17 protein-coding genes are annotated in these 21,753 nt (G+C 73.8%); 10 read left to right on the top strand and 7 right to left on the bottom strand.

What is annotated here, in order from left to right; all coding sequences use genetic code 11:
• Positions 1-280 precede the first annotated feature (280 nt).
• Positions 281-4,222, bottom strand: coding sequence for a protein kinase domain-containing protein (locus WME83_RS50525; protein WP_437316878.1), 3,942 nt, complete (start codon positions 4,220-4,222; stop codon positions 281-283).
• A 601-nt stretch (positions 4,223-4,823) separates the two neighbouring features.
• On the opposite strand from WME83_RS50525, the gene WME83_RS50520 reads away from it, so the two are divergent.
• The 3 genes from WME83_RS50520 to hisC are packed head-to-tail and all read left to right on the top strand — an operon-like array spanning position 4,824 to position 7,915.
• Positions 4,824-5,936 carry an AAA family ATPase gene (locus WME83_RS50520; protein ID WP_437316877.1) on the top strand — a complete coding sequence of 371 codons (1,113 nt, stop codon included), beginning with the start codon at positions 4,824-4,826 and terminating at the stop codon, positions 5,934-5,936.
• Positions 5,927-6,787, top strand: a complete 861-nt coding sequence (locus WME83_RS50515) for a hypothetical protein (protein ID WP_437316876.1) — start codon at positions 5,927-5,929, stop codon at positions 6,785-6,787. Before WME83_RS50520 ends, WME83_RS50515 begins: the two co-directional genes overlap by 10 nt.
• 42 nt (positions 6,788-6,829) lie before the next feature.
• On the top strand, positions 6,830-7,915 hold the full coding sequence (gene hisC, locus WME83_RS50510) for a histidinol-phosphate transaminase (protein WP_437316875.1): 1,086 nt from the start codon (positions 6,830-6,832) through the stop codon (positions 7,913-7,915).
• Positions 7,916-7,973: 58 nt separating this feature from the next.
• Here hisC and WME83_RS50505 read toward each other — a convergent pair whose 3' ends face one another.
• A complete protein-coding gene (locus WME83_RS50505; protein WP_437316874.1) occupies positions 7,974-8,756 on the bottom strand; it encodes a hypothetical protein in 783 nt (260 codons plus the stop codon).
• A 389-nt stretch (positions 8,757-9,145) separates the two neighbouring features.
• Entirely contained in the window at positions 9,146-10,339 is a 1,194-nt protein-coding gene (locus WME83_RS50500) for a cytochrome P450 (protein WP_437316873.1), read from the bottom strand.
• 42 nt (positions 10,340-10,381) lie between these two features.
• Here WME83_RS50500 and WME83_RS50495 point away from each other — a divergent pair, with 42 nt between their 5' ends.
• The 3 genes from WME83_RS50495 to WME83_RS50485 all read left to right on the top strand — a co-directional run bounded on the left by WME83_RS50495 (position 10,382) and on the right by WME83_RS50485 (position 13,067).
• The gene (locus WME83_RS50495) at positions 10,382-11,134 is read left to right on the top strand and encodes a helix-turn-helix domain-containing protein (protein WP_437316872.1); all 753 of its coding nucleotides are present in this window, start codon (positions 10,382-10,384) and stop codon (positions 11,132-11,134) included.
• A 78-nt stretch (positions 11,135-11,212) separates the two neighbouring features.
• The gene (locus WME83_RS50490) at positions 11,213-12,385 is read left to right on the top strand and encodes an aminotransferase class V-fold PLP-dependent enzyme (RefSeq protein WP_437316871.1); all 1,173 of its coding nucleotides are present in this window, start codon (positions 11,213-11,215) and stop codon (positions 12,383-12,385) included.
• A 100-nt stretch (positions 12,386-12,485) separates the two neighbouring features.
• Positions 12,486-13,067, top strand: coding sequence for a hypothetical protein (locus WME83_RS50485; RefSeq protein WP_437316870.1), 582 nt, complete (start codon positions 12,486-12,488; stop codon positions 13,065-13,067).
• Positions 13,068-13,139: 72 nt separating this feature from the next.
• On the opposite strand, the gene WME83_RS50480 is transcribed toward WME83_RS50485, so the two are convergent.
• Together WME83_RS50480 and WME83_RS50475 are read right to left on the bottom strand one after the other, a co-directional pair.
• Positions 13,140-14,378 (bottom strand): phosphatase domain-containing protein, encoded by a 1,239-nt coding sequence (locus WME83_RS50480; RefSeq protein ID WP_437316869.1) that lies wholly within the window; start codon positions 14,376-14,378, stop codon positions 13,140-13,142.
• 71 nt (positions 14,379-14,449) lie between these two features.
• Positions 14,450-15,535 (bottom strand): hypothetical protein, encoded by a 1,086-nt coding sequence (locus WME83_RS50475; protein WP_437316868.1) that lies wholly within the window; start codon positions 15,533-15,535, stop codon positions 14,450-14,452.
• A 128-nt stretch (positions 15,536-15,663) separates the two neighbouring features.
• Between WME83_RS50475 and WME83_RS50470 the strand changes: the two genes are divergently transcribed.
• A complete protein-coding gene (locus WME83_RS50470) occupies positions 15,664-16,563 on the top strand; it encodes an Rpn family recombination-promoting nuclease/putative transposase (protein WP_437316867.1) in 900 nt (299 codons plus the stop codon).
• A 150-nt stretch (positions 16,564-16,713) separates the two neighbouring features.
• Positions 16,714-17,409 carry an HAD family hydrolase gene (locus WME83_RS50465; protein WP_437316866.1) on the top strand — a complete coding sequence of 232 codons (696 nt, stop codon included), beginning with the start codon at positions 16,714-16,716 and terminating at the stop codon, positions 17,407-17,409.
• A gap of 104 nt (positions 17,410-17,513) precedes the next feature.
• Here WME83_RS50465 and WME83_RS50460 read toward each other — a convergent pair whose 3' ends face one another.
• Complete coding sequence (locus WME83_RS50460; RefSeq protein WP_437316865.1) at positions 17,514-18,233, bottom strand: RNA polymerase sigma factor; 720 nt, start codon at positions 18,231-18,233, stop codon at positions 17,514-17,516.
• Positions 18,234-18,515: 282 nt separating this feature from the next.
• Here WME83_RS50460 and WME83_RS50455 point away from each other — a divergent pair, with 282 nt between their 5' ends.
• The gene (locus WME83_RS50455; RefSeq protein WP_437316864.1) at positions 18,516-19,805 is read left to right on the top strand and encodes an ATP phosphoribosyltransferase regulatory subunit; all 1,290 of its coding nucleotides are present in this window, start codon (positions 18,516-18,518) and stop codon (positions 19,803-19,805) included.
• Between the two features lie 112 nt (positions 19,806-19,917).
• The gene (locus tag WME83_RS50450; RefSeq protein WP_437316863.1) at positions 19,918-21,201 is read left to right on the top strand and encodes an adenylosuccinate synthase; all 1,284 of its coding nucleotides are present in this window, start codon (positions 19,918-19,920) and stop codon (positions 21,199-21,201) included.
• A gap of 128 nt (positions 21,202-21,329) precedes the next feature.
• Here WME83_RS50450 and WME83_RS50445 read toward each other — a convergent pair whose 3' ends face one another.
• On the bottom strand, positions 21,330-21,743 hold the full coding sequence (locus WME83_RS50445; RefSeq protein WP_437316862.1) for a hypothetical protein: 414 nt from the start codon (positions 21,741-21,743) through the stop codon (positions 21,330-21,332).
• Positions 21,744-21,753 lie beyond the last annotated feature (10 nt).

The following is a 21,753-nucleotide window of genomic DNA, read 5'->3' as shown; positions in this document are numbered from 1 at the left end:
GAGCTCCGACAAACAGTCAAGCTGCCTTGGCCGCCGCGCCGCGCGCGTTTCGTGCGCGCCCGCGGACGGTAACCGAAGTGTCGTCGATGGACTTCCGATCACGGCTGTTCCAGCGCCGGCGAAAGCACACGCCCGCTACGGGGGGCGCTCCGTCCACCGCTGCGCGGCTGGCCACCGCTGCGTTGCCGGCCATCGCTGCGCGGCCGGGCGAACGGGCTCGTCGGGCTTCGACGCCGCACGCCGCACGCGACGCGCGGCGCCCGGCCCGCGACTCGGCGCCTCATTGCAGGGTGGGCTCCGCCTCTTGCTGCCAGAGCGCCGCCAGCGCGAACGTCTTCGCGTTCTCCGGCACCGCCTGGCAGAAGCTCTGCCGCCGCGCCGGGTCGCGGATCCACTGCGCCCGCGCGACGAGCCGCTGCATCGCCACCGCGATCGCCTCGCGCGCCGCGTCGTGGTGGCCGGCGGCCCGGAGCGACTCGGCGTACACGAGCCGGATCTGCGCCTCCCCCTCCTCGGTCCCGCCGACCGACACGAGCAGCCCGAGCCCGCGCCGCGCCGCCTCGAGCGCCTCGTGGGCGCGGCCCTGCTCGAGCAGCACCCGCGCGCGCACCGCGAGCGCCAGCGCCTGGAGCGTCGGCACGTGCGCCAGCATCGCCACCGCCGCGCCCGCCTCGTTGTCCGCCGCCCCCAGGCTGCCGAGCCGGGTCAGGATCGCCGCCAGGTAGGCGCGCGACCGCGCCTCCTGCCGCCGGTTCGCCTGCGCCGTGAACGCCTCCACCGCCTCGGCCGTGACCGCGCGCGCCGCGCCGAGATCGCCCTGCTGGATCCAGAGCAGCCCCAGGTTCTGCTTCGCGAACGCCGCCACGTTGTAGAGCCCCATCCGCTCCGCCTCGGCGAGCGCGTCGCGCAGCTCGGCCTCGGCGCGGCCGTACGCCCCGAGCTGCACCAGGCAGTGCGCCGCGTTCACCCGGCTCAGGCACGCGTTCCGGATGTCGCCCGTCTGGAGGTACGCCGGGATGCTCTGCTCGGTCCACTCCAGCGACGCCGCCGGGTCGCCGTAGCAGAGCGCCTGCGATGCGCGGAGCGCATGGATGCGCGCCGCCACCGCCGCGTCGCGCTCGGCGAGCGGCATCGCCACCCGCGCGAGCTCCTGCACGATCTCCTCGGCGGCGGCGTACTGGCCGCCGTGCAGGAGCGACCCGGCGATGCGCGCCAGCGCGCTCACCGAGGCGCCGGTCGCCTCGTCGAGCAGCTCCGGCGGCCCGCCGCGCTCGCCGCTCGGCCGCCCGCCCCGGAGCTCGTCGACGAGGTCCGCGAGCTTCTCGCCCATGCCGAGGCGCACGCGCATCGACGCCGCCTCCGCGGCCGCCGCGTACCAGAGCGCGCTCTTCCTCGGGAAGCCGTTCATCGCCATCACGGCGCACCGCTCGGCCTCGGCGGCCTCGCCGAGCCACTTGTGGGCCTCGGCCTGGACGAGGCGCAGCGCCGCGTAGAGCTCCCCGTCCACCTCGGCGCTCGCGGCGCCCTGCTCGGCGCGCTGGATGGCGGCGCGGAAGTCGTTCGCCCCGAGCGCCTGCTCCGCCGCGCGGCGGAACCAGATGACCGCCCGCTCGGCGTCGCCGCCGCGCTCGAAGTGGTCGGCGAGGAGCGCCGCGTCGCGCTCGCCCGCGGCCTCCAGCCACTCGCCGGCGAGCAGGTGGCCGAGCGCGCGGTCCGCGTCGGTCAGCGTCGCGTAGGCCGCCTCGCGCACGAGCGCGTGCCGGAACGCGTACTCGTCGTGGCCCCGGAACTTCCCCTCCCCGCGGCGCGCGATGAGCTCGCGATCGACAAGCACCGCGAGCCACCCGTCGACCTGCGGGGCCCGGCGCTCGCCGCCGAGCAGCGCCATCAGCCCGCCGCGCCAGAACTTCTGGCCGAAGACGCTCGCCGCCCGGAGGACGCGCCGCGCCTCGCCGTCGAGCGACTCCAGGCGGGCCTGCACCATGGACAGCACGGTCTCGGGCAGCGCCTCGGTGCGCCCCGAGGCGGCGGCGCGGATGAGCTCTTCCAGGTAGAACGCGTTGCCGCCGGCGCGCTCGCACAGCCGCGCGCAGAGGTCGGGCGTCACCGCGTCGCCGAGCACCTCGCGCACGAGCCGCTCGCTCCCCCGGCGCCCGATCTCGCGCAGCCGGATCTCCTGCACGCCGCGCGAGACCCACACCTTCGGGAAGACGGCCTCGACCTCGGGCCGCGCGAGCGCGAGCACCATGAGCGGCTGGTCCCGGAGCGCGAGCGCCGCGTCGATGAGCTTGACCGTGGGCACGTCGCCCCACTGGAGGTCCTCCAGCACGAGGAGCACCGGCTCGTCGCGGCACTCGGCGAGCACGAAGTCCTCCCAGGCGCGGCGGATCTGGTCGCCCATGAGCATCGGGTCGCTGCGCGCCGCGCGCAGCTCGACCCGGCCCTCGTCGGGGAAGTGGATCCGCGCCACCTCGCCGAGGAACTCGGTCACGCGGGCGAGGTCGCCGCCCGAGAGGGTGCGGCCCACGCGGGCGCGGAGGCGCTGCTCGCGGACCTCCTGCGGCTCGCCGCCGGAGAGCCCGGCCTCGCGGCGGAGCATCTGGCGCAGCATCCCGAACGGCGAGCCGGCGCTCATCGGGTCGGCGTGGCCGAGCCAGACCTGCACGCGCTGCTCGCGCTCCTCGACGCGGCGGAGGAACTCGTAGCGCAGCCGGCTCTTGCCGAGCCCCGCGGGCGCGGTGATGAGCACGGCGCGCGCGGTCGGCTCGGAGAGGCACTCGTCGAGCACGGCGTCGAGGATGGCGAGCTCGTGGTCGCGCCCCACGAACGGCGTGGTCCGGCCGAGGAGGGTGCGCGCCGCCTCGACGAGGTCGCGCTCGGCGCGGAGCACGAGCCCGGTCGCGTCGCCGCCGACGTCGAAGCGGGCGTCGAGCAGGCCGGCCATGACCTCGTCGAGGCGGATGGAGCCGCCGTCGGCGCGGTCGAGCAGGCGCACGGCGCGGTCGATGGTCGGCCCCATCGGGAGGCGGTCGTCGGCGGAGCCGCGGCCCGCGACGAGGGCCATCTGGACGCCGGGCAGGAGGTCGCGCACCTCGAGGGCGCACCGGGCCGCGCGCGCCGCCTGGTCGGTGATGAGGCCGCGCCCCTCGAGGGTGATGAGCAGGAGCCCGTCGGCCAGCGTCTGGAGCGTCCCGCCGAAGCGGGTGGCCACGCGCTTCACCTCGTCCTCCGAGACGGTGCGCGCGAGGGGCATGGTCATCGGGAGGGTCATCGGCATGGTGGGCCCTTGCCAGGCCGGCGCTTCCGGCTGGCCCACCCGGGCGAGCATCAGGCAGAGGGTCCGGCGCTCGCCGGTCGTGAGCGCGCCCGCGCGCCGGCTCACGGGCGCCGGGGGGGTGCTCTTGATCTCGCCGACGCGGAGCAGCTCGAGGGCGACGGCGGCGCCGTTCGCGGGCCGCTGGGCCGGGTCCTTGGCGAGCATGTGCGCGACGGCGGCGTCGATGCTCTCGGGGATGTCGGCGCGGAGGTCGCGGAGGCGGGGCGCCTCGTCGAGCACGACGCGGAGGAGGGCGGTGTGGATGTCGTCGCCGACGAACGGCGGGCGTCCGGTGAGGCAGTGGAACAGGACGCAGCCGAGGGCGAACACGTCGGCCGGGGTCCCGACGGCGCGCTCGCCGCGCGCCTGCTCGGGCGCCATGTAGAACGGCGTGCCCATGACGACGCCGGTCATGGTGAGGGGCGCGAGCGAGGTGAGGCGCGCGATGCCGAAGTCGAGGAGCTTGACGTGCTCGACCGCCTTGTCGACGAGGTAGAGGTTGCTCGGCTTGAGGTCGCGGTGGACGACGTTGTTGCGGTGGGCCTCGGCGAGGGCCTCGGCGACGCGGAGGCCGAGGGTGACGCTCTCGGCGACGGTGAGCCCGCGGCGGCGGAGCCGGTCGGCGAGGCTCTCGCCTTCGAGCCACTCCAGCGCGAGCCACGGCTCGCCGCTCTCGGTGGCGCCCTGGGCGATGTACCGGACGATGCCCGGGTGCCTGAGCTCGGCGAGGACCTGCGCCTCGCGGGCGAAGCGCTCGCTGTGCTCGAGGCCGCGGCCGGACATGACCTTGAGGGCGGCGGTCTCGCCGGTGTGCCGGTCGAGGGCGCGGTAGACGGAGCCCATCCCCCCCGACCCGGCGAGGCGCTCGATCAGGAAGCGGTCGGCGACGATGTCCCCGGGTTTCATCGGGACGGCGAGTATCACACGGAGGGCGGACCGAGAGGCGAGATCCCGGCGTCCGGGCGCGGGACGAGGCCGCCGGCGGCCTTGCGGCGCGGGGAGCCGAGGGCGGTGGAGCCGTGGGGAGGTGGGAGGAGCGCCGCCGGGCTGCGGGGGGTGACCGATGTACGCCCGCGGGTTACGGCTGGGCCTGCGAAGTGACACTACGTGTGCCCCGCCGTTTACAGAGCGGCCTGCGAAATGACACTACGTGTGCCCCGCCGTTTACAGCTGGGCCTGCAAAATGACCCTACGTGTGCCCCGCTGTTTACAGCCCGGCCTGCGAAGTGACACGGGCTGCGTTCCGTCGTGTCCAGCGCCCCCCGGCGGGCGCCGCATCGCTGCTCGACGGCGTCGTCGTGACGGTGTTCGCGAGCAGCCCGGCCGCTCGGCGCGGAGCGTCGCGCCTGTCGACCGAGGTCGCGCCGGTGCCGCGGCCCTCGTCGAGGGAGCCCGAGCGGCGCCGCGGCAGCGCGCTGCCCGATTGCGAGGCCCTGCGCTGGTAGGCCGCCCCGATCGAGCGTGGTAAGACGTCGCGCCGTCGGTTCTCCGTGACGAGGTTCTCTCCATGAAGATCAGCCGAGCGACGATCGAGAACTTCAAGAAATTCGCTCCTCCCGGCGTCGAGCTGGACTTCAAGAACAAGGCGACCGGGGATGTGGCCGATCGTTACTTGATCCTTGGCGACAACGCGTCAGGGAAGACGACGATCCTGCAAGCCATCGCACTCACGCTCTCGCTAGCGCAGCGGAAGATCCCCGACATACGCCATTTCGGCTGGACCGGGTGGGCACCCGAGCGGTACTTCGTGCACGGAGATCCGGTTGTCGAGCTCACGGTCGAGTTCGAGGACGACGAGATCGCCGCGACGCAGGAAGCCGCGAGGCGCTGGTGGGACCTCGTGAGCCCCACCAGCCATGAGTCGTTCAGGGAGCCCGGTGACAGCCGGGTCGTGACGCTGCGCCTCGAGGGAGCACGGGTGAGGACCACCGGCTCCGCGCGCGAGCTCTATCAGTTCCGAGGGCGCTCCTACGTCGCAGCCTCGCTCCGGAACGACGCCAAGCTCCGCGCGCTTTTCTCTCGGCTACCGGGGGTGTTCTGGTACGACCAGTTCCGCAACATCGCGCTGTCCGGCGCTCGCGAGCCGCCGGAGCGCGACGCGTCCGACCCCGCTCCGCCGAACGAAATGGGAGTCCGGTTCGAGACCGCCGTCGAGCGGCTCGATAGGATCCTCAAGATCTGGCATCGAAACCGCGAGCAGCGCGGGCCGCACCCGGAGCGCGACTACCTCGGCGAGCTGGAAGCTCTCTACCGGACGGCGTTCCCGGGTCGCAGCTTCGCGGGGCTCGAGACCCTGTTCGACGGACCCACGCCGGCGGACGATCGCTTCGTGCTGAAGGACGGAAGCCGCACCTACACGCTGAGCGAGATGTCGGCGGGCGAGCAATCCGTCTTTCCAGTCCTGTTCGAGTTTGTGAGGCAGCAGATCCACCGATCGGTGGTGCTCATCGACGAGATCGACTTGAACCTGCACCCGCCGCTCGCGCAGACGCTGCTCGGCCTGTTGCCCCGCCTCGGCGAGGACAATCAATTCCTGTTCACGACGCACGCGCGCGCGGTCTCGACGCTCGTCAGCCCTCACACCATCCACCGGCTCCCGGAGGGACGGCCGTGCCTGTGAGCGTCCTGCTGTGCGAGGGCGAAGACAACGGTCCCGACGTCAGGCTCCTCCACGCGATCCTCCGAGGTACCGGCGTTCAGGTCGAGCCCTCGGGCGGCAAGGACGCCTTCGCAGGCTTGATCCGCGGCCGACGCCGCCAAAACCCTGGTGTCTGCGGGCTCGTCGATGGTGACTTCCCCAGGGATCCCGGCACCTGGGCGGAGGCCACCGACCCCGGCCCTCGTCGGTGGACCGTGCGTCACGGCGAGAAGCGGCTCGTGCTCGGATGGATGTGGCGGCGCAAAGAGGTGGAGAATTATTTGCTCGACCCCGACGTCCTGGCGCGCGCCCTCCGGTGGGATGCAGCCGCGAAGAGTCGCTACGTGGTGCAGCTCGAGCGCGTCTTCGATGCGCTCTCTCACGTCACCGCGGCGCGCATCGCGTTGACCTGCTGTGCGCCGCGACGGAACCGGCTCGAGACCCAGGTACGCCTAGACGCCACCAAGGAGGAGCTCGCGGAGGAGCTTCGAAAGAAAGCCGACACGTACACCGAGCGTGCTCGGCTCGACAAGGACAGGCTGCTCCAGGTCTTCGAACGTCATGTGCCGGATTGCCTGACCGGCGGGCGCTTCCGTCAGCACGCGCTGGAGGTGTTCGCCGGGAAGAACATCCTCGCGAAGATCCAGAGCACACCGGGCTTCGCCTTCGACCCGATGCTGAAGAGGCAACCCGAGCTCGAGGAGCGCATCCTCGACGCGCTGGAGCGCGACGCAGAGCCCCATTCGTGGCTCCCCGAGTGGGCGGCGCTCCGGTCGGCCGTGGAGGCCTGGATGCCCGCGCCGGAAACCGAGGCGACGAGCGCGGGCGCTTGATCTCGCCGCTCACGCCTCAGAGGTGTGATACGGTGCGCCCCCATGTCTGCGCTTGTTCTGCCTACCGTCGAGACTCTCGCTCCGTATGAGGCGGGAAAGCCGATCGAGGAGCTCGCGCGCGAGCTCGGCGTGACCGACGCCGTGAAGCTCGCCTCGAACGAGAACCCGCTCGGCCCGAGCCCGCGCGCCCTCGAGGCGGCGCGCCGGGAGATCGCGAACATGCACTTCTACCCGGACGCGTCGGCCTACCGGCTCCGCGAGCGGCTCGCGGCCGTCCACGGCGTCGCCATGGAGGAGATCGTCCAGGGCAACGGCTCGAACGAGCTGCTCGACCTCATGGTGCACACCTTCGCGGCGACCCCGGGGGCGCACATCGTCTTCGGCGACCCGGCCTTCGTCGTCTACAAGCTCGCCGCGCTCGCGTACGGCGTCCCGTTCACGGCCGTGCCGCTGCGGGACCTGCGCCACGACCTCGAGGCCATGGCCGCGGCCGTCACCCCGAAGACGCGCCTGCTCTTCGTCGCGAACCCGAACAACCCGACCGGCACCCACGTGGGCCGCAGCGCGGTCGAGCGCCTGCTCAAGGAGGTGCCGCCCGAGGTCGTCATCGTCCTGGACGAGGCGTACGTCGAGTACACCGACGCGCCGGACTTCCCGGATTCCATGCGCCTCCGCCACCTCCGCGAGCGGCTCCTCGTCGTGCGCACCTTCTCGAAGATCTACGGCCTCGCCGGCCTCCGCGTCGGCTACGCCGTGGGCCCGGCCAAGCTCATCGACTACATGAACCGGACGCGCGCGCCGTTCAACGTGAGCGCGATCGCGCAGGCGGCCGCCCTCGCGGCGCTCGACGACGCCGAGCACGTCGAGAAGAGCCGCGCGCTGAACCTCCGCGAGCGCGACCGGCTCACGCGCGAGCTCACCCGGCTCGGGCTGTCGGTGGCGCCGAGCCAGGCGAACTTCGTGCTCGTCGACGTGGGGCGGCCAGCGCGCCCCGTCTACGACGCCCTGCTCCGCAAGGGCGTCATCGTGCGGCCGTTCGGCAACCTGCCGACCAGCCTGCGCGTCACCATCGGCACCGAGCGCGAGAACCAGCGCTTCCTCGACAGCCTGGCGGACGTGCTGAAGTGACGCCCCCCGGGCGCGCCGGCCCGCCGGGCGCGCCGGAGCGCGCTCGGCGAGGCGCCCCCTACCAGCGCCTCGACGCCGGCCCCGGATAACGCGCCGCCGCGCGCACCATGCCGCCGAGGCTCAGCGGCACGAGCGTGACGAGCCCGCGCCCCTCCGCCGCGCCGGGGTGCGCCGACACGAAGCAACGGACCGACGGGTTCTCGTAGAGGTGCAGGAAGCCGCAGTCGTCGGCGGGCTCGTCCGCCCGCCCGGCCTCGAAGACGAGCGGGCTGCCGTGCTCGCTCGACTCGAGATCGAACGAGGCGGCGAGCTCCGACATGAGCGCGTCGGCGGCCGCCACCTGGCCCTCGACCGGGCCCGTGTGGGTGATGTCGACGAACCGCGAGAACAGCGCGTAGCTCGACGGGTGCGCCAGCGAGCACAGGCAATGGACCGGTCGGCCCGGGTGGGCGAGCATGTAGCGGATCAGCCGCTCCAGGACGAGGCGCAGCACGACATCGCCGACGAGGCGCAGGGCGCCGTCGCCGCCGGAGCGCCCGCCGGAGCGCCCGCCGAGCGCGCCGGACTCGCCGCGGAAGATCGCGACCGTCGCGCCGGCGCACTCCCGCTCGAGGATCTCCATCGCGAAGTAGCCGACGAGCTGACCGCCCGCGCCCCGGTGGAGCACGACCGCGCCGTGCTCCGCGCCGGCCTCCACGACGTGGCTCGCGAAGCTCCGCTTCCGCTGCGAGCCCTCGAAGACCCGGCGGCGGAGGGCGTAGAGCTCGTCGACGAGGATCTGCTTTTCGTCCGGCGTCATCTCGCGTGGAACCACGACCTTGATGGAGGTCTGCTCGCTCATGGACTCCTCGATCCCTGCCCATCCTGTCGGCCGCCTCGGCGGCGGGACGGCGGTTCGCCGGCGCCCTCGCGCCGCGAGCGACGAGAGCGCCGCCGAGGGCCGCGCCGTCGCCGCCGCGTCGAGCGCGCCATCGGCGTCAGCGAGGTTCAGCAATGGAGGTGCCAGGGGTGGGAGGCGTCGTGTGCGACCCGCGATCGTGCCGTCGGCGGCGCAGGGGTCGCCGCCGCGGGCGCCACGCGCCGCGCTGAACGCGCTCGGCGGCGCGCCGGACATGCGGGCCGTCGAGGCGCGGCCGCTCCGGCCGGATCGCGCGGCGGAGCGGGTGCGTCCCGCAGGCATCAGGCCGGCAGACCTCAGGAGAGCCGGACGCGCCGCGCGTCGAGGGGCGCTTACGTCTCGGACCGGGAGAGGCGCGGCCCCGGCGCGAAGCGGATCGGCAGGCGGGTCGGGCCGAGCACGTGGATCGCCCGGCGCGGCTCCCACGGCGCGTCGCTCGCGAGCCGGAGGTCCGCGAGCCGCGTCACGAGATCCGACAGCGCGATCCTTGCCTCGAGGCGCGAGAGCGACGCCCCGAGGCAGAAGTGGAACCCGTGCCCGAACGCGACGTGCGGGTTCGGATCGCGCGCGATGTCGAAGCGGTGGGGATCGCGGAACTGCTGGGGATCCCGGTTCGCCGAGCCGATCATCGCCAGCACCGGCTTGCCGGCCGGGATCACCTGGCCGTGCATCGGGACGTCGCGCTTCGTCACGCGGAACATCGCCTGGACCGGCGAGCGGTAGCGCAGGACCTCCTCGATCGCGGCGGGCAGGAGCGCGGGCTCGGCCCGGACGCGGGCGAGCGCGACCCCGTCCTCGAGGAGGCACAGGACGGCGTTGCCGATCAGGTTCGTGGTCGTCTCGTGGCCGGCCACGAGGAGGAGCTGGAAGAAGCCCAGGATCTCGTCCTCGCCGAGCCGCTCGCCGTCGACCTCGGCGTCGACGAGCCGGGTCAGGAGATCGTCCCTCGGCGCCTCCCGCCGCTCGGCGATGAGGCCCCTCAGGTAGGCCTGCATCTCGACGCTGACCGCGGTGAACGCGGCGATCGCCCGGGCCCCCTCCTCGGTGCCCGAGACCGTGGTGCTGAGGTCGAGGATCACGTCGCTCCAGCGCTTGAACCGCGGCTGGTCCTCGATCGGCGCGCCGAGCATCTCGGCGATGACGAGCAGGGGGAGCGGGACCGTGTAGTCCTCGACGAGATCCATCTCGCCGCGCTCGATCGCCCCGTCCAGGAGCCCGCGCGACAGCTCGCGGATGCGCGGCTCGAGCGCCGCCACGGCCCGCGGGGTGAAGGCGCGCTGGAGGAGGGCGCGCAGCTTCGTGTGGCGCGGCGGGTCCATGAAGATGAGCCACTCGGAGGTCCTGTTGCCCGGCGGCGACACGACGGAGCTGAACGCTTCATGGTCGTGGAGCGCCCGCTTCACCCCGTCGTAATCGAAGATCATCCACGTGTCCGAGGGGGGGTAATGGAGCACGGGAGAGCCGCTCCGGAGCTGGTCGTACAGGGGGTAAGGGTTTCGGCGCATCTCGTCCGAGAACAGGTTCATCGCTCACGACCTCCGTCGCGAGCCAGGGTAGGATTCGGGGGCGTGGGCCGCTTGAACGAATCCCGGATCGGCGCCGTGATCGCGGAGTCCTTCGCGGTGCGCGCCTCGACGGCGATGGCGTCGTCCCTCCACGCCGAGCACGGCGCGGCGGTCCTGGTCGGGCTGGAGGGCGACGTCACGGTGACCGTGCCGGAGCCGGGCGGCGCCGTCGTGCGCGGGCGCGTGGTCGTGGTGCCGCCGGACCTCTGGCACGCCGCCTCGAGCCCCGGGCCCACGATCGGGCTCCTGTACGACCCCGAGGAGGTGCCGCACGTGGCGGGCTACACGCGCCGGCGCGGCGGGGCCTGCCCGCTCGAGGGCCGCCTCCTCGCGCGCGTCGACGGGGCCGTGGCGGCCCACCGCGCGTCCCTGTCGCGCCCCGACGTCCTCGACGGCCTCGCCCGGGAGGTCGCGGCCTGGCTCGCGCAGCAGGCGCCGCGGCGCGCCCCGGACGGGCGCGTCGCCCGCGTCCTCGAGGCGCTGCGCGATCCGGCGGGGGACCGGCGGCGCGCGGTCGCGCGCGCCGGGATCTCCGAGGCGCACCTGCAGGCGCTGTTCGTGCGCGACGTGGGGGTGCCGATCCGCACCTTCCAGCTCTGGCGCCGGCTCCTCGTCGCGCTGGCGGCGTTCGCCCGCCTCGACGCGACGGGCGCCGCCCACGCCGCGGGGTTCGCCGACCTCGCGCACTTCTCGCGGACCTGCCGCCGCATGCTCGGCTACTCCCCGACCGAGCTGCGCACCGGGCTGATGGAGTAGCCGGCGCCGGCGGGGCCTCTGCGGTTGACGGGGTGCCGCCCTGCCGGCAGCGTGTCGGCCTGGCGAGGAGATGACGTCATGACGATGGATATCGCCGCGCTGCGCCGCGACACCCCGGCCTGCGCCAGCGTCCTGCACTTCAACAACGCGGGGTCGTCGCTGCCCCCGGCCGCGGTGGTCGACACGGTGGTCGAGCACCTGCGGCGCGAGGCGGCCATCGGCGGCTACGAGGCCGAGGCGGAGGCGGGCGAGCGGCTCGCGGCGGTCTACGGGTCGATCGCGCGGCTCGTCGGCGCGGCGCCGGACGAGATCGCGCTGGTCGAGAACGCCACGCGCGCCTGGGACATGGCGTTCTACGCGCTCCGCTTCGGCCCGGGCGATCGCATCCTGACCGCGCGGGCCGAGTACGCCTCGAACTACATCGCGTTCCTGCAGGTCGCGCGGCGCACCGGCGCGGAGATCGTCCCGATCCCGAGCGACGAGCGCGGCGCGGTCTCGCTGCCCGCGCTCGATCGCCTGCTCGACGAGCGGGTGAAGCTGATCGCGATCACCCACGTGCCGACGAACGGCGGGCTGGTCAACCCGGCGGAGGCGATCGGCCGCCGCGCCCGGTCGGCGGGCGTGCCGTTCCTGCTCGACGCCTGCCAGTCGGTGGGGCAGCTGCCGATCGACGTCGAGGCGATCGGCTGCGATTTCCTCTCGGCGACGGGGCGCAAGTACCTGCGCGGGCCGCGCGGCACCGGCTTCCTCTACGTGCGGCGCGCGCTGCTCGACCGGCTGGAGCCGCCGTTCCTCGACCTCCACGCGGCCACCTGGACCGCGCCGGGCCGCTACGAGCTGCGGCCGGACGCCCGGCGCTTCGAGAACTGGGAGAGCTACGTCGCCGGCCGGCTCGGGCTCGGCGCGGCGGCCGAGTACGCGCTCCGGCTGGGCCTGCCGGCGATCCGCGACCGGGTCTGCGCGCTGGCCGACCGCCTGCGCGCGCGGCTGGCCGAGCTCCCCGGGGTCACCGTGCGCGATCTCGGGGAGCAGCGCTGCGGCATCGTGACCTTCACCCGGGACGGCGAGGACGCCGCGGCCGTCAAGGCGCGGCTCGGCGCCCGGGCGATCCACGTCAGCGTGTCGACCGCGGCGGGGACGCTGCTCGACTTCGAGGCGCGCGGGATTCCCGATCTGGTGCGCGCCTCGGTCCATTATTACAACGACGAGTCCGAGGTGGATCGCTTCGTCGCCGCGGTCGGCGCGGCCTGAGGGGGACGCGCGGCGCGGCGTCCGCTTGTTGCTCGGCGTTCTCGGCGCGCGCGGCCCCGGCTAGCATCGCGCGATGCGAAACTTTCTGAATGAGCTTCGGATGACGCTGTGCGTGGGCGCGCTGGGCCTGCTCGCGGCGTGCGGCTCCGTCGATGACGACAAGGAGCCTGCGGGTTCGGGTGGCGGCGGCGCAAACGGCCTGGACGCCCGGCAGGCGTGCATGAATTACTGCAACGCGGTCAACGCGAACGGCTGCGAAGATGCGGAGTCGGACTGCGAGGACTTCTGCGACGAGGTGATGGAGGACGCTGGTGCCTTGTGCGAGGACAAGGCCGCCGTGCTCTTCACGTGCGCCCTGTCCTACGCTTCCACGTGTCCGCGCGACGTGCCCCCCTCGTGCCAGGAGCAGATGGCCGAGGTGCAGACGTGCATGGAGACGCACGGATGCGCCGGCGGCGAGCTGTGCTCCGGCGGAGGCGGCGTGGACGGCGAGACGACGTGCTCGTGCGAGGCCACGTGCCTGGGCCAGCGGCACGAGATGCGGTGCGAGACGCCCGCTGGCGGCACGACGACGTGCGTCTGCCTCGTCAACAGCGTGGAGGTCGGGACCTGTGAAGAACCCCTACCCGACTGGTGCGGGGTGAGGAAGGGCTGCTGTCAGGAGTTCTTCAACCTCCCCTGATCGTTCACCTCGAGGAGGACGACATCGCCGTCTTCCCTCCTCGCGTCGAGCTCGAATCCCTCGGAGCGCGGCTCACGGGCTCGTCGCTATCCGCAGCGACGGCGGCAGGAGCTCGTTCAGCCGCGCGACGTCGCGCATCACCTCGAGTCGGCACGGCTCGCGGCCCTCGTGCGACGGGAACGGGATCGCGGCGAACGCCTCGAGCGCGGCCTCGGCCACGCGCGCCGCGCCCTCGGGGCCGAGGAGGCCGCGCTCGAGCGCCACGGCGGCGGCGCCGACGTACGTGTCGAACAGGTGCACCCCGCCCACCGCGAGCTCCTGCCGCGCGCGCTCGGGCGTCGCGACGACGTCGTGGATGAAGATCGCCTGGACCGACTCCGGCGCGAGCTCGAGCATCCGCTGGCCGAAATGGATGTCGCCCTGCCCGCTGTCGCCGACGAAGACGAAGCCGTATTCGGGATACAGCCGCCGGTATTCCAGGAAGTTCTCGAGCTTCTTCTCCGCGATCGCGCGATTGCCGATGAGTCGCGTGAACGAGCCCGCGAGCACGGTCGCGGCGAGCTGGCCGCGCGCGGCGAGCGCCCTCAGCGTCGCGTCCTCGACGAGGCCGAGGCGGTCGCCGGGGCGGGCCGTGACGAAGGTCAGGTCGCCGGCCCGCCCGGGCTCCGGGCCCGGCCCGCGGTCGAGCTCCGCGTAGAACTGGAGGACGCCGGGATAGACGGTCTTCTTCGGATACCGCGCGTCTTTCCAGTTCGCATAGAAGGTGTCGTCGATGTCGGAGAGGATCTTCACCTCGCCCGTCGGGACGGCCTCGGCCGCGACGTGCGCGAGGAGCTCCTCGCGCAGGTCGTCGTCGTCGATGTCGTGATAAAAGAGCTGGTGGAGGTCGTGGTAGCGGCCTCGGCCGTCGAGCGCGTTCTTGAGCCGCGTGAGGTCGGCGCCGCGCGTGCCGAGCCAGAGGCGGCGCAGCGCCTGCTCGTCGCGGCGGCCCGTGCGGCCGCGCTGCAGCGCCGAGGCGAGCGCGGCGCGCGCCGGGACGCCGAGGTCGCCGAGGCGCTCGGCGGTCAAGAGATCGAGCAGCGCGGTGCGGTTGTCGGGGCCGAGGAGGCGATCGTCCATGTCGCCGAGCAACGCGGGCAGATCGAGCAGGACGAGCAGCTCGTCGAGCTCGGCGGCGGTCGCTCCGGCGAGGATCTCCAGGATCCGCCGCTCGTCCTGCCGGTCGGTGTGCGAGGCCATGCGCTGCCGGATCTCGTCGAGCTTCGGCAGCACCGACGGGATGGGCGCGTCAGGGGCGGCGTCGATCGTCATGGCGCCCCTGCACGATAACGGATCTGCCGGCGCCCTGTCCGACCGCGGCGCCGCGAGGGCGCGCGGCCGGCTCACCCGCCGGCCGGCGCGCGGCCGCCGAGCACCTCCGCGAGGGCCGACGCGCCGCCGCCGAGCACCTCCGAGAGGGCCACGAGGACGCCGTCGAGGCGCGGCGCCGCGCCGCGGAGCGCGCGCAGGAAGGTCACGAGATCGGGCGCGAGCAAGTGCGCTGGAGAGGCGTAGTCGCCGGCGGTCAGGTAGATCTCCGCGGTCCCCGCGCGGACCGCGAGGTACATCGCCACCGTGTGCTCGATCTCGACGCCGCGGTCGGACTCCGTGTGCACGATGTGCCCCGGCAGCCGGGCGAGCGTGAGGAGCTCCATCGCTCCCATCCTGCTCGACGAGCTCGATTTGCGGAGGACGGTCCCCCACGCGAGCGGCGACAGGACGACGATCGCCGCCGGCGGGAGCGCCGCGGGCCACGGCACCCGGGAGGGCGCAATACCAGCGTCGAGGAGGGCGAGGCCGTCGATGGCGGCATAGAGCGCCTCGATCTGCGGGTGGAGCGCCCCGCGCTGGGCCTCGACCTCGGCCACCTCGCGCCGGCGATCCGGAGAGGGGGTCTTCACCGCGACGGACCAGCCGGCGCGCGGCGCGGAGGAGGCGAAGCTGCCCCGCACGAGGGCGCTGCGGAGGGTGTCGTCCAGCCGGTCGTCCGCGGGCGCCGCGCCCCGCCCGCCCGCGCCGGGCGCGGCGCGGCGCGGGTCGAGGCAAGCGTCGATGAGCTGCGCGAGCGCCTCGTCGACGGCCGGGTCGGCGCGGAGGGGGCCGCGGTCGAGGAACGGGGCGTAGCGGAGGTCGGCGGCGATGCGGGCGACCTCCTTGCGGCCGCGCTCGCCGTAGCGCCGCTCGAAGTGCGCGCGGAAGGCCTGCGCCGCCTCCGCGAGCGCCGGGAGCGCCGCGCGCACGAGCGCGTCGACGTGCTCGCCGCCGAGGACCATCCCGAACAGCATCCCGCCGCCGCGCTCCACCGCGATCAGGCCCTTCAGCACCGCGGTGAAGCGCGCCTGCGCCTCCGTGAACGAGGCCGCGTCGTCCGGCTGGTGGCGCGCGAGGGCGTCGTGGAACCACGCGAGCAGGCGTGCCGCACCGTCCATGGTGCCTGGCAGTCTACGCCCCCACGTGGCGCCGGCCCAAGGCCCGTGCGACCCGCTTCCGGGCTCGGGAGGACGCGGTATCCTTCGCCGCCGGCGTGCCCCGCGGCGCGGCCGGCCCGAGGTGCCCGATGGCGCGACCCGTCTTCGCCGATCCCAAGACCGACTTCGTGTTCAAGAGGCTGTTCGGCAGCGAGGAGCAGAAGGACCTGATCGTCGCGCTCCTGAACGGGCTGCTCGAGCTGGACGGGCCGCACCGCATCGTGTCGGTCGAGCTGCTCGCCCCGGAGCAGCGCCCCGCGGTCGCCGAGCTCAAGCACTCGATCGTCGACGTCAAATGCCGCGATGCGCGCGGGGTCACGTACGTGGTCGAGATGCAGGTGCTCAACGTGGAGGGCTTCGAGAAGCGCGTCGTGTACAACGTCGCGAAGGCCTATGTCGGCCAGCTCGGCCGGGGCCAGCTCTACCCCGAGCTCAACGACATCATCGGGATCACGATCTGCGACTTCGAGCTCTGGCCGAGCGGCGAGGGCCGCCGCGTTCCGATGCTGAGCCGCTGGCGCATGCAGGAACAGCACGGCGGCGAGAGGGGTCTCGGGCAGCTCCAGTTCGTGTTCCTCGAGCTGCCCAAGTACGATGTGAGCCGGCCGCCGCAGACGGTCGTGGAGAGGTGGGCCTACTTCTTCCGCGAAGCGGAGAACCTGACCATGGTCCCCGAGGTGCTCGCGCAGCCGCCCTATGTCGACGCGCTCGAGGCCGCGAGGACCGCTGGCTTCACCGAGGAGGAGTGGGACGCCTACCTCCGGGCGGGCATGGCGCTCCAGGACGAGCGAGGGGCCCTCTCGCTGGCGCGGACGGAAGGTCGGAGGGAGGGGCAGGAGGAGGGACTCCGGCAGGGCATCGAGGCCCTCTGCGAGGTGCTGGGGATCGCGCTGACCGAGGCGCGGCGGCAGGAGATGGCGGCGCTGGACGCGGCGGGGCTCTCGGCGCTGCTCGCCCGGATCAAGGCGCGCCAGGGCTGGGGCCCCTGAGCCCCGGAGCCGCGCGGCCCCCCTCGCGAGCTCAGCCGTAGCGTGGCAGCTGCGCTCGAATCGTCCCGCCACATTTCACTCCCCGGAGCTGTGACCTCGGTGCTCGCCACACCTTCCGTCAGCGAGGGCGCCGGCGTAGGCTCCGGGGCGATGATGGCTCCTACAGCGGTCGTGTTCGATCTCGACGGCACGCTGATCGACAGCCGAGGCGACATCGTGGCGGCGGTGAACCATGCGCTGGAGGCGACCGGGCGCGCGCCGCTGCCGGGGCAGGTGATCGTCCGGTACGTGGGCGACGGCGCCCGCGCGCTGTGCGCGCGCGCGGCCAGGCTCTCCGAGTCGTCCGACGACGTCGACGAGGTCCTCCGGCACTTCCTCGCCTACTACGAGCGGCACCCGCTCGATTTCACGCGCTGGATGCCGGGCGCGCAGGACATCATCGAGAAGCTCTCGGACATCGGCGATCTCTCGCTCTGCGTCTGCACCAACAAGCCGCGCTCGACCACCGACGCGGTGCTCGCCGCGCTCGGCGTCGGCGCGCGGTTCCACGCCGTGGTCGCCGGCGGCGACGTCGCCGACAAGAAGCCGTCGCCCGCGCCGCTGCTCCACCTCGCGGAGCTCCTCGGCGTCCAGCCGCGCAGGATGGTGATGGTCGGCGACGGCCCCCAGGACATCGAGTGCGCGCGCCGCGCAGGCGCGCGGTCGATCGCCGTCCTCGGCGGCTTCGCCTCGGAGCAGGAGCTGCTCAGCGCCCACCCCGATGTGGTCCTCCGCACGCTGGACGAGCTCTGGGACGTCCTCCGCCGCTGGCGCGACGCGACCGCCCGGATCTCCGTCCTGCGCTAGCGTCGCGCGCGGCCTTTCCGCCCGCGCCGCCCCTCAGGCCGCGCGCGGCCTTTCCGCCCGCGCCGCCCCTCAGGCCGCGCGCGGCCTTTCCGTCCACGCCGCCCTCAGGCCGCGACGCCCTCGGCGATCTCCCGGCCGAACGCGGTCGCGTTGAGGATCGCGCGCAGCCGCACGCGCGCGCGGTGGAGCCGCGATCGCACGGCGCTCTCGCTCACCGCGAGCTTCTGCGCGATCTCCTGCAGACCGAGATCCTCGTGGTAGTGCGCCAGCACCACGTCGCGGTAGTCCTCCGGCAACTCGCAGAGCGCCTCGCGGACGTACGCCTCCCGCTCCGCCGCCGACGCGGCGTCGTCCTCGCCGATCGTGCTGCGCATCGTCGGGAGCAGGCCGAGCTCCTCGAAGTCGAGCCCCTCGACGATGCGCGCGCGCTGCCGCCGCTGCGACCGCATCAGCATGAGCGCCTCGTTCGCCGTCACCCGGAACAGCCACGTCGTGAAGCTCGAGTCGCCGCGAAACGAGCGGATCGTCCGCACCACCTGCAGCAGCGTCGACTGCACGAGGTCGAGACGATCCTCATCGGACACCGGGTAGCGCGCGAGCTGCCGCTCCACGTGCGGGCGGATGAGCCGCGTGAGCTCGTCGAGCGACTCCCGGTCCCCCTCCTTCGCCCTGCCGATCACCTCGGCCAGCGGGCCCGCGCTCGCGGCCCGCGGCGCCGGACGCGGACCGACCGCGCCCGGCGGGGTGAGACCGCACGGCGCCAGAGGAGTCTCGGGCCTCGTGCTGGCGCTCGGAACATCGGTCGGAACGGCGGTCAGAGCCATGAGCCATCTCTCCGTCGAGGGCGCCGCGTGCGCTTCCGGCCCACGGGCCCGGTGGTGCGCTCCGATGAGCAAACCGCTTGCCACGGCAAGCTCAACGGACGTGCGCGCCGCGTGCGCACCGCGTGCTCAGCCGGTATAAGCGGGGCCACCATGTCCAGCGACGCTCCGCGATGGGATGCCCCCCGAGGGGAAGACCGCCACGCTCCGACGCCCGAAGTGGACCGGCCAGCGCCGTCCGTGTCCGCGCCGCCGCGCGCGCTTGCGCACCCGCTGCCCGCCGGCATGCGCGATCTCCTCCCGGAGGAGGCGCGGCGCCGTCGCGCGCTCGCGAAGCGCGTGCTCGATCACTTCGTCCTGTACGGCTACGAGCCGGTCTCGCTGCCCGCGTTCGAGTTCGCCGAGGTGCTCGAGCGCGGCCTCGGCACCCTCGACGCCGCGGACGTGCTGCGCTTCATCGAGCCCGAGTCGGGCGAGGTCGCCGCGCTGCGCCCGGACATGACCCCGCAGATCGCCCGGCTCGTGGCCACGCGGCTCGCCGACGCGCCCCGCCCGATCCGCCTCTGCTACGAGGGCACCGTCCTCAGGCGGCGCCAGGGCCGCGCGCGGCGCCACCGGCAGATCCCGCAGGCCGGCGTCGAGCTGTACGGCGTCGGCACGCTCGACGGCGACCTGGAGATCCTCCGCCTCGCCGCCTCCGCGGTGCGGGAGGCCGGCCTCGAGCACGTCGTGGTGGACCTCGGCCACGCGATGATCGCGCGCGCGTTGCTCGACGCGGTCCCGGCAGGGCTCGCGGCCGAGCTCTCCGAGGTGCTCGAGCTCAAGGACGCGTCGCGCCTCGCCGCCGTGCTCGCCAGCCCGCGGGCGACCGACGTCCCGCGCCGCATCGTCGCCGCCATCGCCGCGCTCCCCGACCTCGCGGGCGGCGGCGAGGCCGACCCGGACGGCGCCCTTGTCTTCGAGCGCGCCGGCCGCCTCCTCGCCGGCACGCCCGCCGAGGCGCCGCTCGCCGAGCTGCGCGCGCTCTGGGACGCGGCGCGGAAGAGCCCGGAGCTCGGCCCGGCGCTCCGCGTCGACCTCGGCGAGCTCCGCGGCCTCGCCTACTACACGGGCGCAATTTTCCACGTGCTCGCCGACGGACCCGGGGAGCCGATCGCGGCGGGCGGGCGCTACGACATGCTGCTCTCGCGGTTCGGGCTGCCGATGCCGGCCGTCGGCTTCGGCCTGAACCTCGACGCGGTGGCGTGGGCGCGCGACGTGGCGGGCGCCGCGGACGAGCCGGCGCTGCGGGTGCTCCTCGCGATGCGGGCGGAGCGCGCCGAGCCGCTCGCGGCGGCGCTGCGGGGGCTCGGCGTCCCGGTCGTGACGCACGCGCCGGACCAGGATCCGGAGGGGTACGCGCTGTCCTGGCGGTTCTCGCACCTGGTGCGCGAGCGGGACGGGGCGCTCGTGGTCGAGGCGGCGGCCGGCGGCGGGGGAATCGAGGCGGGCGTCGTCCCGGCGGGCCTCGACGACGCCGCGGCCGCCCAGGCGATCGTGCTGAAGACGGGGGGGCGGCGTCCGGGCGGCAAGTAGACGCTCGCTCGGCACGCGAGCCTGGGGTAAAGGCGGACGTGGACCCGGACGGAGCCGCTCGGAGGGACGAGCGGGCCGAGGACGGGCCAGGTGATTCGGGAGGAGCTTCGGAATGACCGCGATCGTGATCGTCGGCGCGCAGTGGGGCGACGAGGGCAAGGGTAAAGTCGTCGACCTTTATACGGAGAGCGCCGACCTCGTGGTGCGCTACGCCGGCGGGCCCAACGCCGGACACACGCTGGTGGTGGGCGGGGAGAAGCTGATCGTACGGCTCATCCCGAGCGGAATCCTCCGCGCGAACGCCCGGTGCGTGATGGCGCAGGGCATGGTGGTCGACCCGGGGGTGCTCGTCTCCGAGATCGACGCGGTCGAGGCGCGGGGCTGCTCGACGCAGGGGCGGCTGTTCGTGTCGGATCGCGCGCACCTGATCCTGCCGTACCATCCGCTCGTCGACTCGCTCCGCGAGGCGGCGGCGGCGGACGGGACGCGGCTCGGGACGACGAAGCGCGGCATCGGCCCGTGCTACGAGGACAAGGCGTCCCGGCGCGGGGCGCGGCTCGGCGACCTGCGCGACATGAAGCGGCTGGCGCAGCTGGTCTCGCGGTCGCTCGAGGCGTGGACGCCGACGTTGCGCGCGCTCGGCGGCGAGCCGCCGTCGCTCGACGCGATCATCGACGAGCTCACCCCGCTGGCGAAGCGCATCACGCCGCTGCTCGCGGACACGTCGCAGCTCATCGACGGGGCGCTCCGCCGCGGCGAGCGCGTGCTCCTCGAGGGGGCGCAGGGGACGCTGCTCGACATCGACCACGGCACGTTCCCGTTCGTCACGTCGTCGTCGGCGATCGCGGGCGGCGCGTGCGTGGGCGCCGGGGTCGGCCCGACGCGCATCCGCCGGGTGCTCGGTCTGGCGAAGGCGTACTGCACGCGCGTGGGCGAGGGCCCGTTCCCCACGGAGCTCGGCGGCCCGCTCGGCGAGCGGCTGCGGTCGGTCGGCGGGGAGTACGGCTCGGTGACCGGGCGCCCGCGGCGGACCGGCTGGCTCGACCTGCCGGCGCTGCGCTACGCGGCGCGCGTGAACGGCCTCGACGGCATCGCGCTGACGAAGCTCGACGTGCTGACGGGCATGCCGGAGCTCAAGGTGTGCGTCGCCTACGACACGCCGTCGGGGCGGACGCGGGAGTTCCCGATCGACGAGATCGCGACGGCGCAGCCGGTGCTCGAGCCGGTGGCCGAGTGGAGCGAGCCGATCGACGCCGCCCGCTCGATGACCGAGCTGCCGGCGGCGGCGCGGCAGTACGTGGAGCTTGTCGAGAAGGAGACGGGGGTGCCGGTCGACGTGGTGTCGGTCGGCGCGGACCGCGACGCGACCATCGTGCGGCGCAACGCGTTCGCTTGAGGGGGGCAGGGCGGAGGGCGCCGCTGTCGAGGCGGGCGCCCGGCTCTCCGCCTCCGGATCGCGACGAGGTGAGCTGCGCAGACGCCTCGTCCGCGCGCTCCCGGGGGCGCGCGGGGCGAGGCGCTGATTCAATCCTCGTGCGCTGAGTCGACCCGACGAGAGCGCCGCGGGCCCGGCGAACGACGCGACGCCGGCGCGTCCTGGCGGCGCCCCTTGGCTGCCCGTCTCCCGCGAGAGACGAGCCACCAGATCTCCCGCGCGAACAGCGCGTTCCCGACAACGGACAGCAGGCCTATCGGGCCCAGCGAGGCCAGCTCGCGGAACCCGTGGTGCTGAGAGCTGTACGCGATCGGGAACGGCAGACCCACAGCCAGCTTGTCCTCGTGGGAGAGCGGCGCGTAGCTAAGCGCAACGCCGACGACCGCCGCGAACACCCACGATACCGCTCGGAAACGGTACGTCGGATCCCAGGATCGCCGCAGGAGCCGGAGCCCGGCCACGACCGCGATCCCGATCGGAATAGGCCAGAGTAGGCTCAGCATAGAACAGCGG

It is taken from the genome of Sorangium sp. So ce385 (assembly GCF_051474135.1).
Lineage (GTDB): Bacteria > Myxococcota_A > Polyangia > Polyangiales > Polyangiaceae > Sorangium > Sorangium cellulosum_D.
Note: the sequence above shows the minus strand (reverse complement) of the source record. Positions and strands in the feature narration are given on the sequence as shown.

Coding starts and splice junctions, on each gene's coding strand:
- hisC (WP_437316875.1), top strand. CDS start 6,830: ATGTCTGCGCTTGTTCTGCCTACCGTCGAGACTCTCGCTCCGTATGAG.
- WME83_RS50520 (WP_437316877.1), top strand. CDS start 4,824: ATGAAGATCAGCCGAGCGACGATCGAGAACTTCAAGAAATTCGCTCCT.
- WME83_RS50455 (WP_437316864.1), top strand. CDS start 18,516: ATGCGCGATCTCCTCCCGGAGGAGGCGCGGCGCCGTCGCGCGCTCGCG.
- WME83_RS50450 (WP_437316863.1), top strand. CDS start 19,918: ATGACCGCGATCGTGATCGTCGGCGCGCAGTGGGGCGACGAGGGCAAG.
- WME83_RS50500 (WP_437316873.1), bottom strand. CDS start 10,339: ATGAACCTGTTCTCGGACGAGATGCGCCGAAACCCTTACCCCCTGTAC.
- WME83_RS50525 (WP_437316878.1), bottom strand. CDS start 4,222: ATGAAACCCGGGGACATCGTCGCCGACCGCTTCCTGATCGAGCGCCTC.
- WME83_RS50480 (WP_437316869.1), bottom strand. CDS start 14,378: ATGACGATCGACGCCGCCCCTGACGCGCCCATCCCGTCGGTGCTGCCG.
- WME83_RS50445 (WP_437316862.1), bottom strand. CDS start 21,743: ATGCTGAGCCTACTCTGGCCTATTCCGATCGGGATCGCGGTCGTGGCC.
- WME83_RS50460 (WP_437316865.1), bottom strand. CDS start 18,233: ATGGCTCTGACCGCCGTTCCGACCGATGTTCCGAGCGCCAGCACGAGG.
- WME83_RS50490 (WP_437316871.1), top strand. CDS start 11,213: ATGACGATGGATATCGCCGCGCTGCGCCGCGACACCCCGGCCTGCGCC.
- WME83_RS50485 (WP_437316870.1), top strand. CDS start 12,486: ATGACGCTGTGCGTGGGCGCGCTGGGCCTGCTCGCGGCGTGCGGCTCC.
- WME83_RS50470 (WP_437316867.1), top strand. CDS start 15,664: ATGGCGCGACCCGTCTTCGCCGATCCCAAGACCGACTTCGTGTTCAAG.
- WME83_RS50505 (WP_437316874.1), bottom strand. CDS start 8,756: ATGAGCGAGCAGACCTCCATCAAGGTCGTGGTTCCACGCGAGATGACG.
- WME83_RS50475 (WP_437316868.1), bottom strand. CDS start 15,535: ATGGACGGTGCGGCACGCCTGCTCGCGTGGTTCCACGACGCCCTCGCG.
- WME83_RS50465 (WP_437316866.1), top strand. CDS start 16,714: ATGATGGCTCCTACAGCGGTCGTGTTCGATCTCGACGGCACGCTGATC.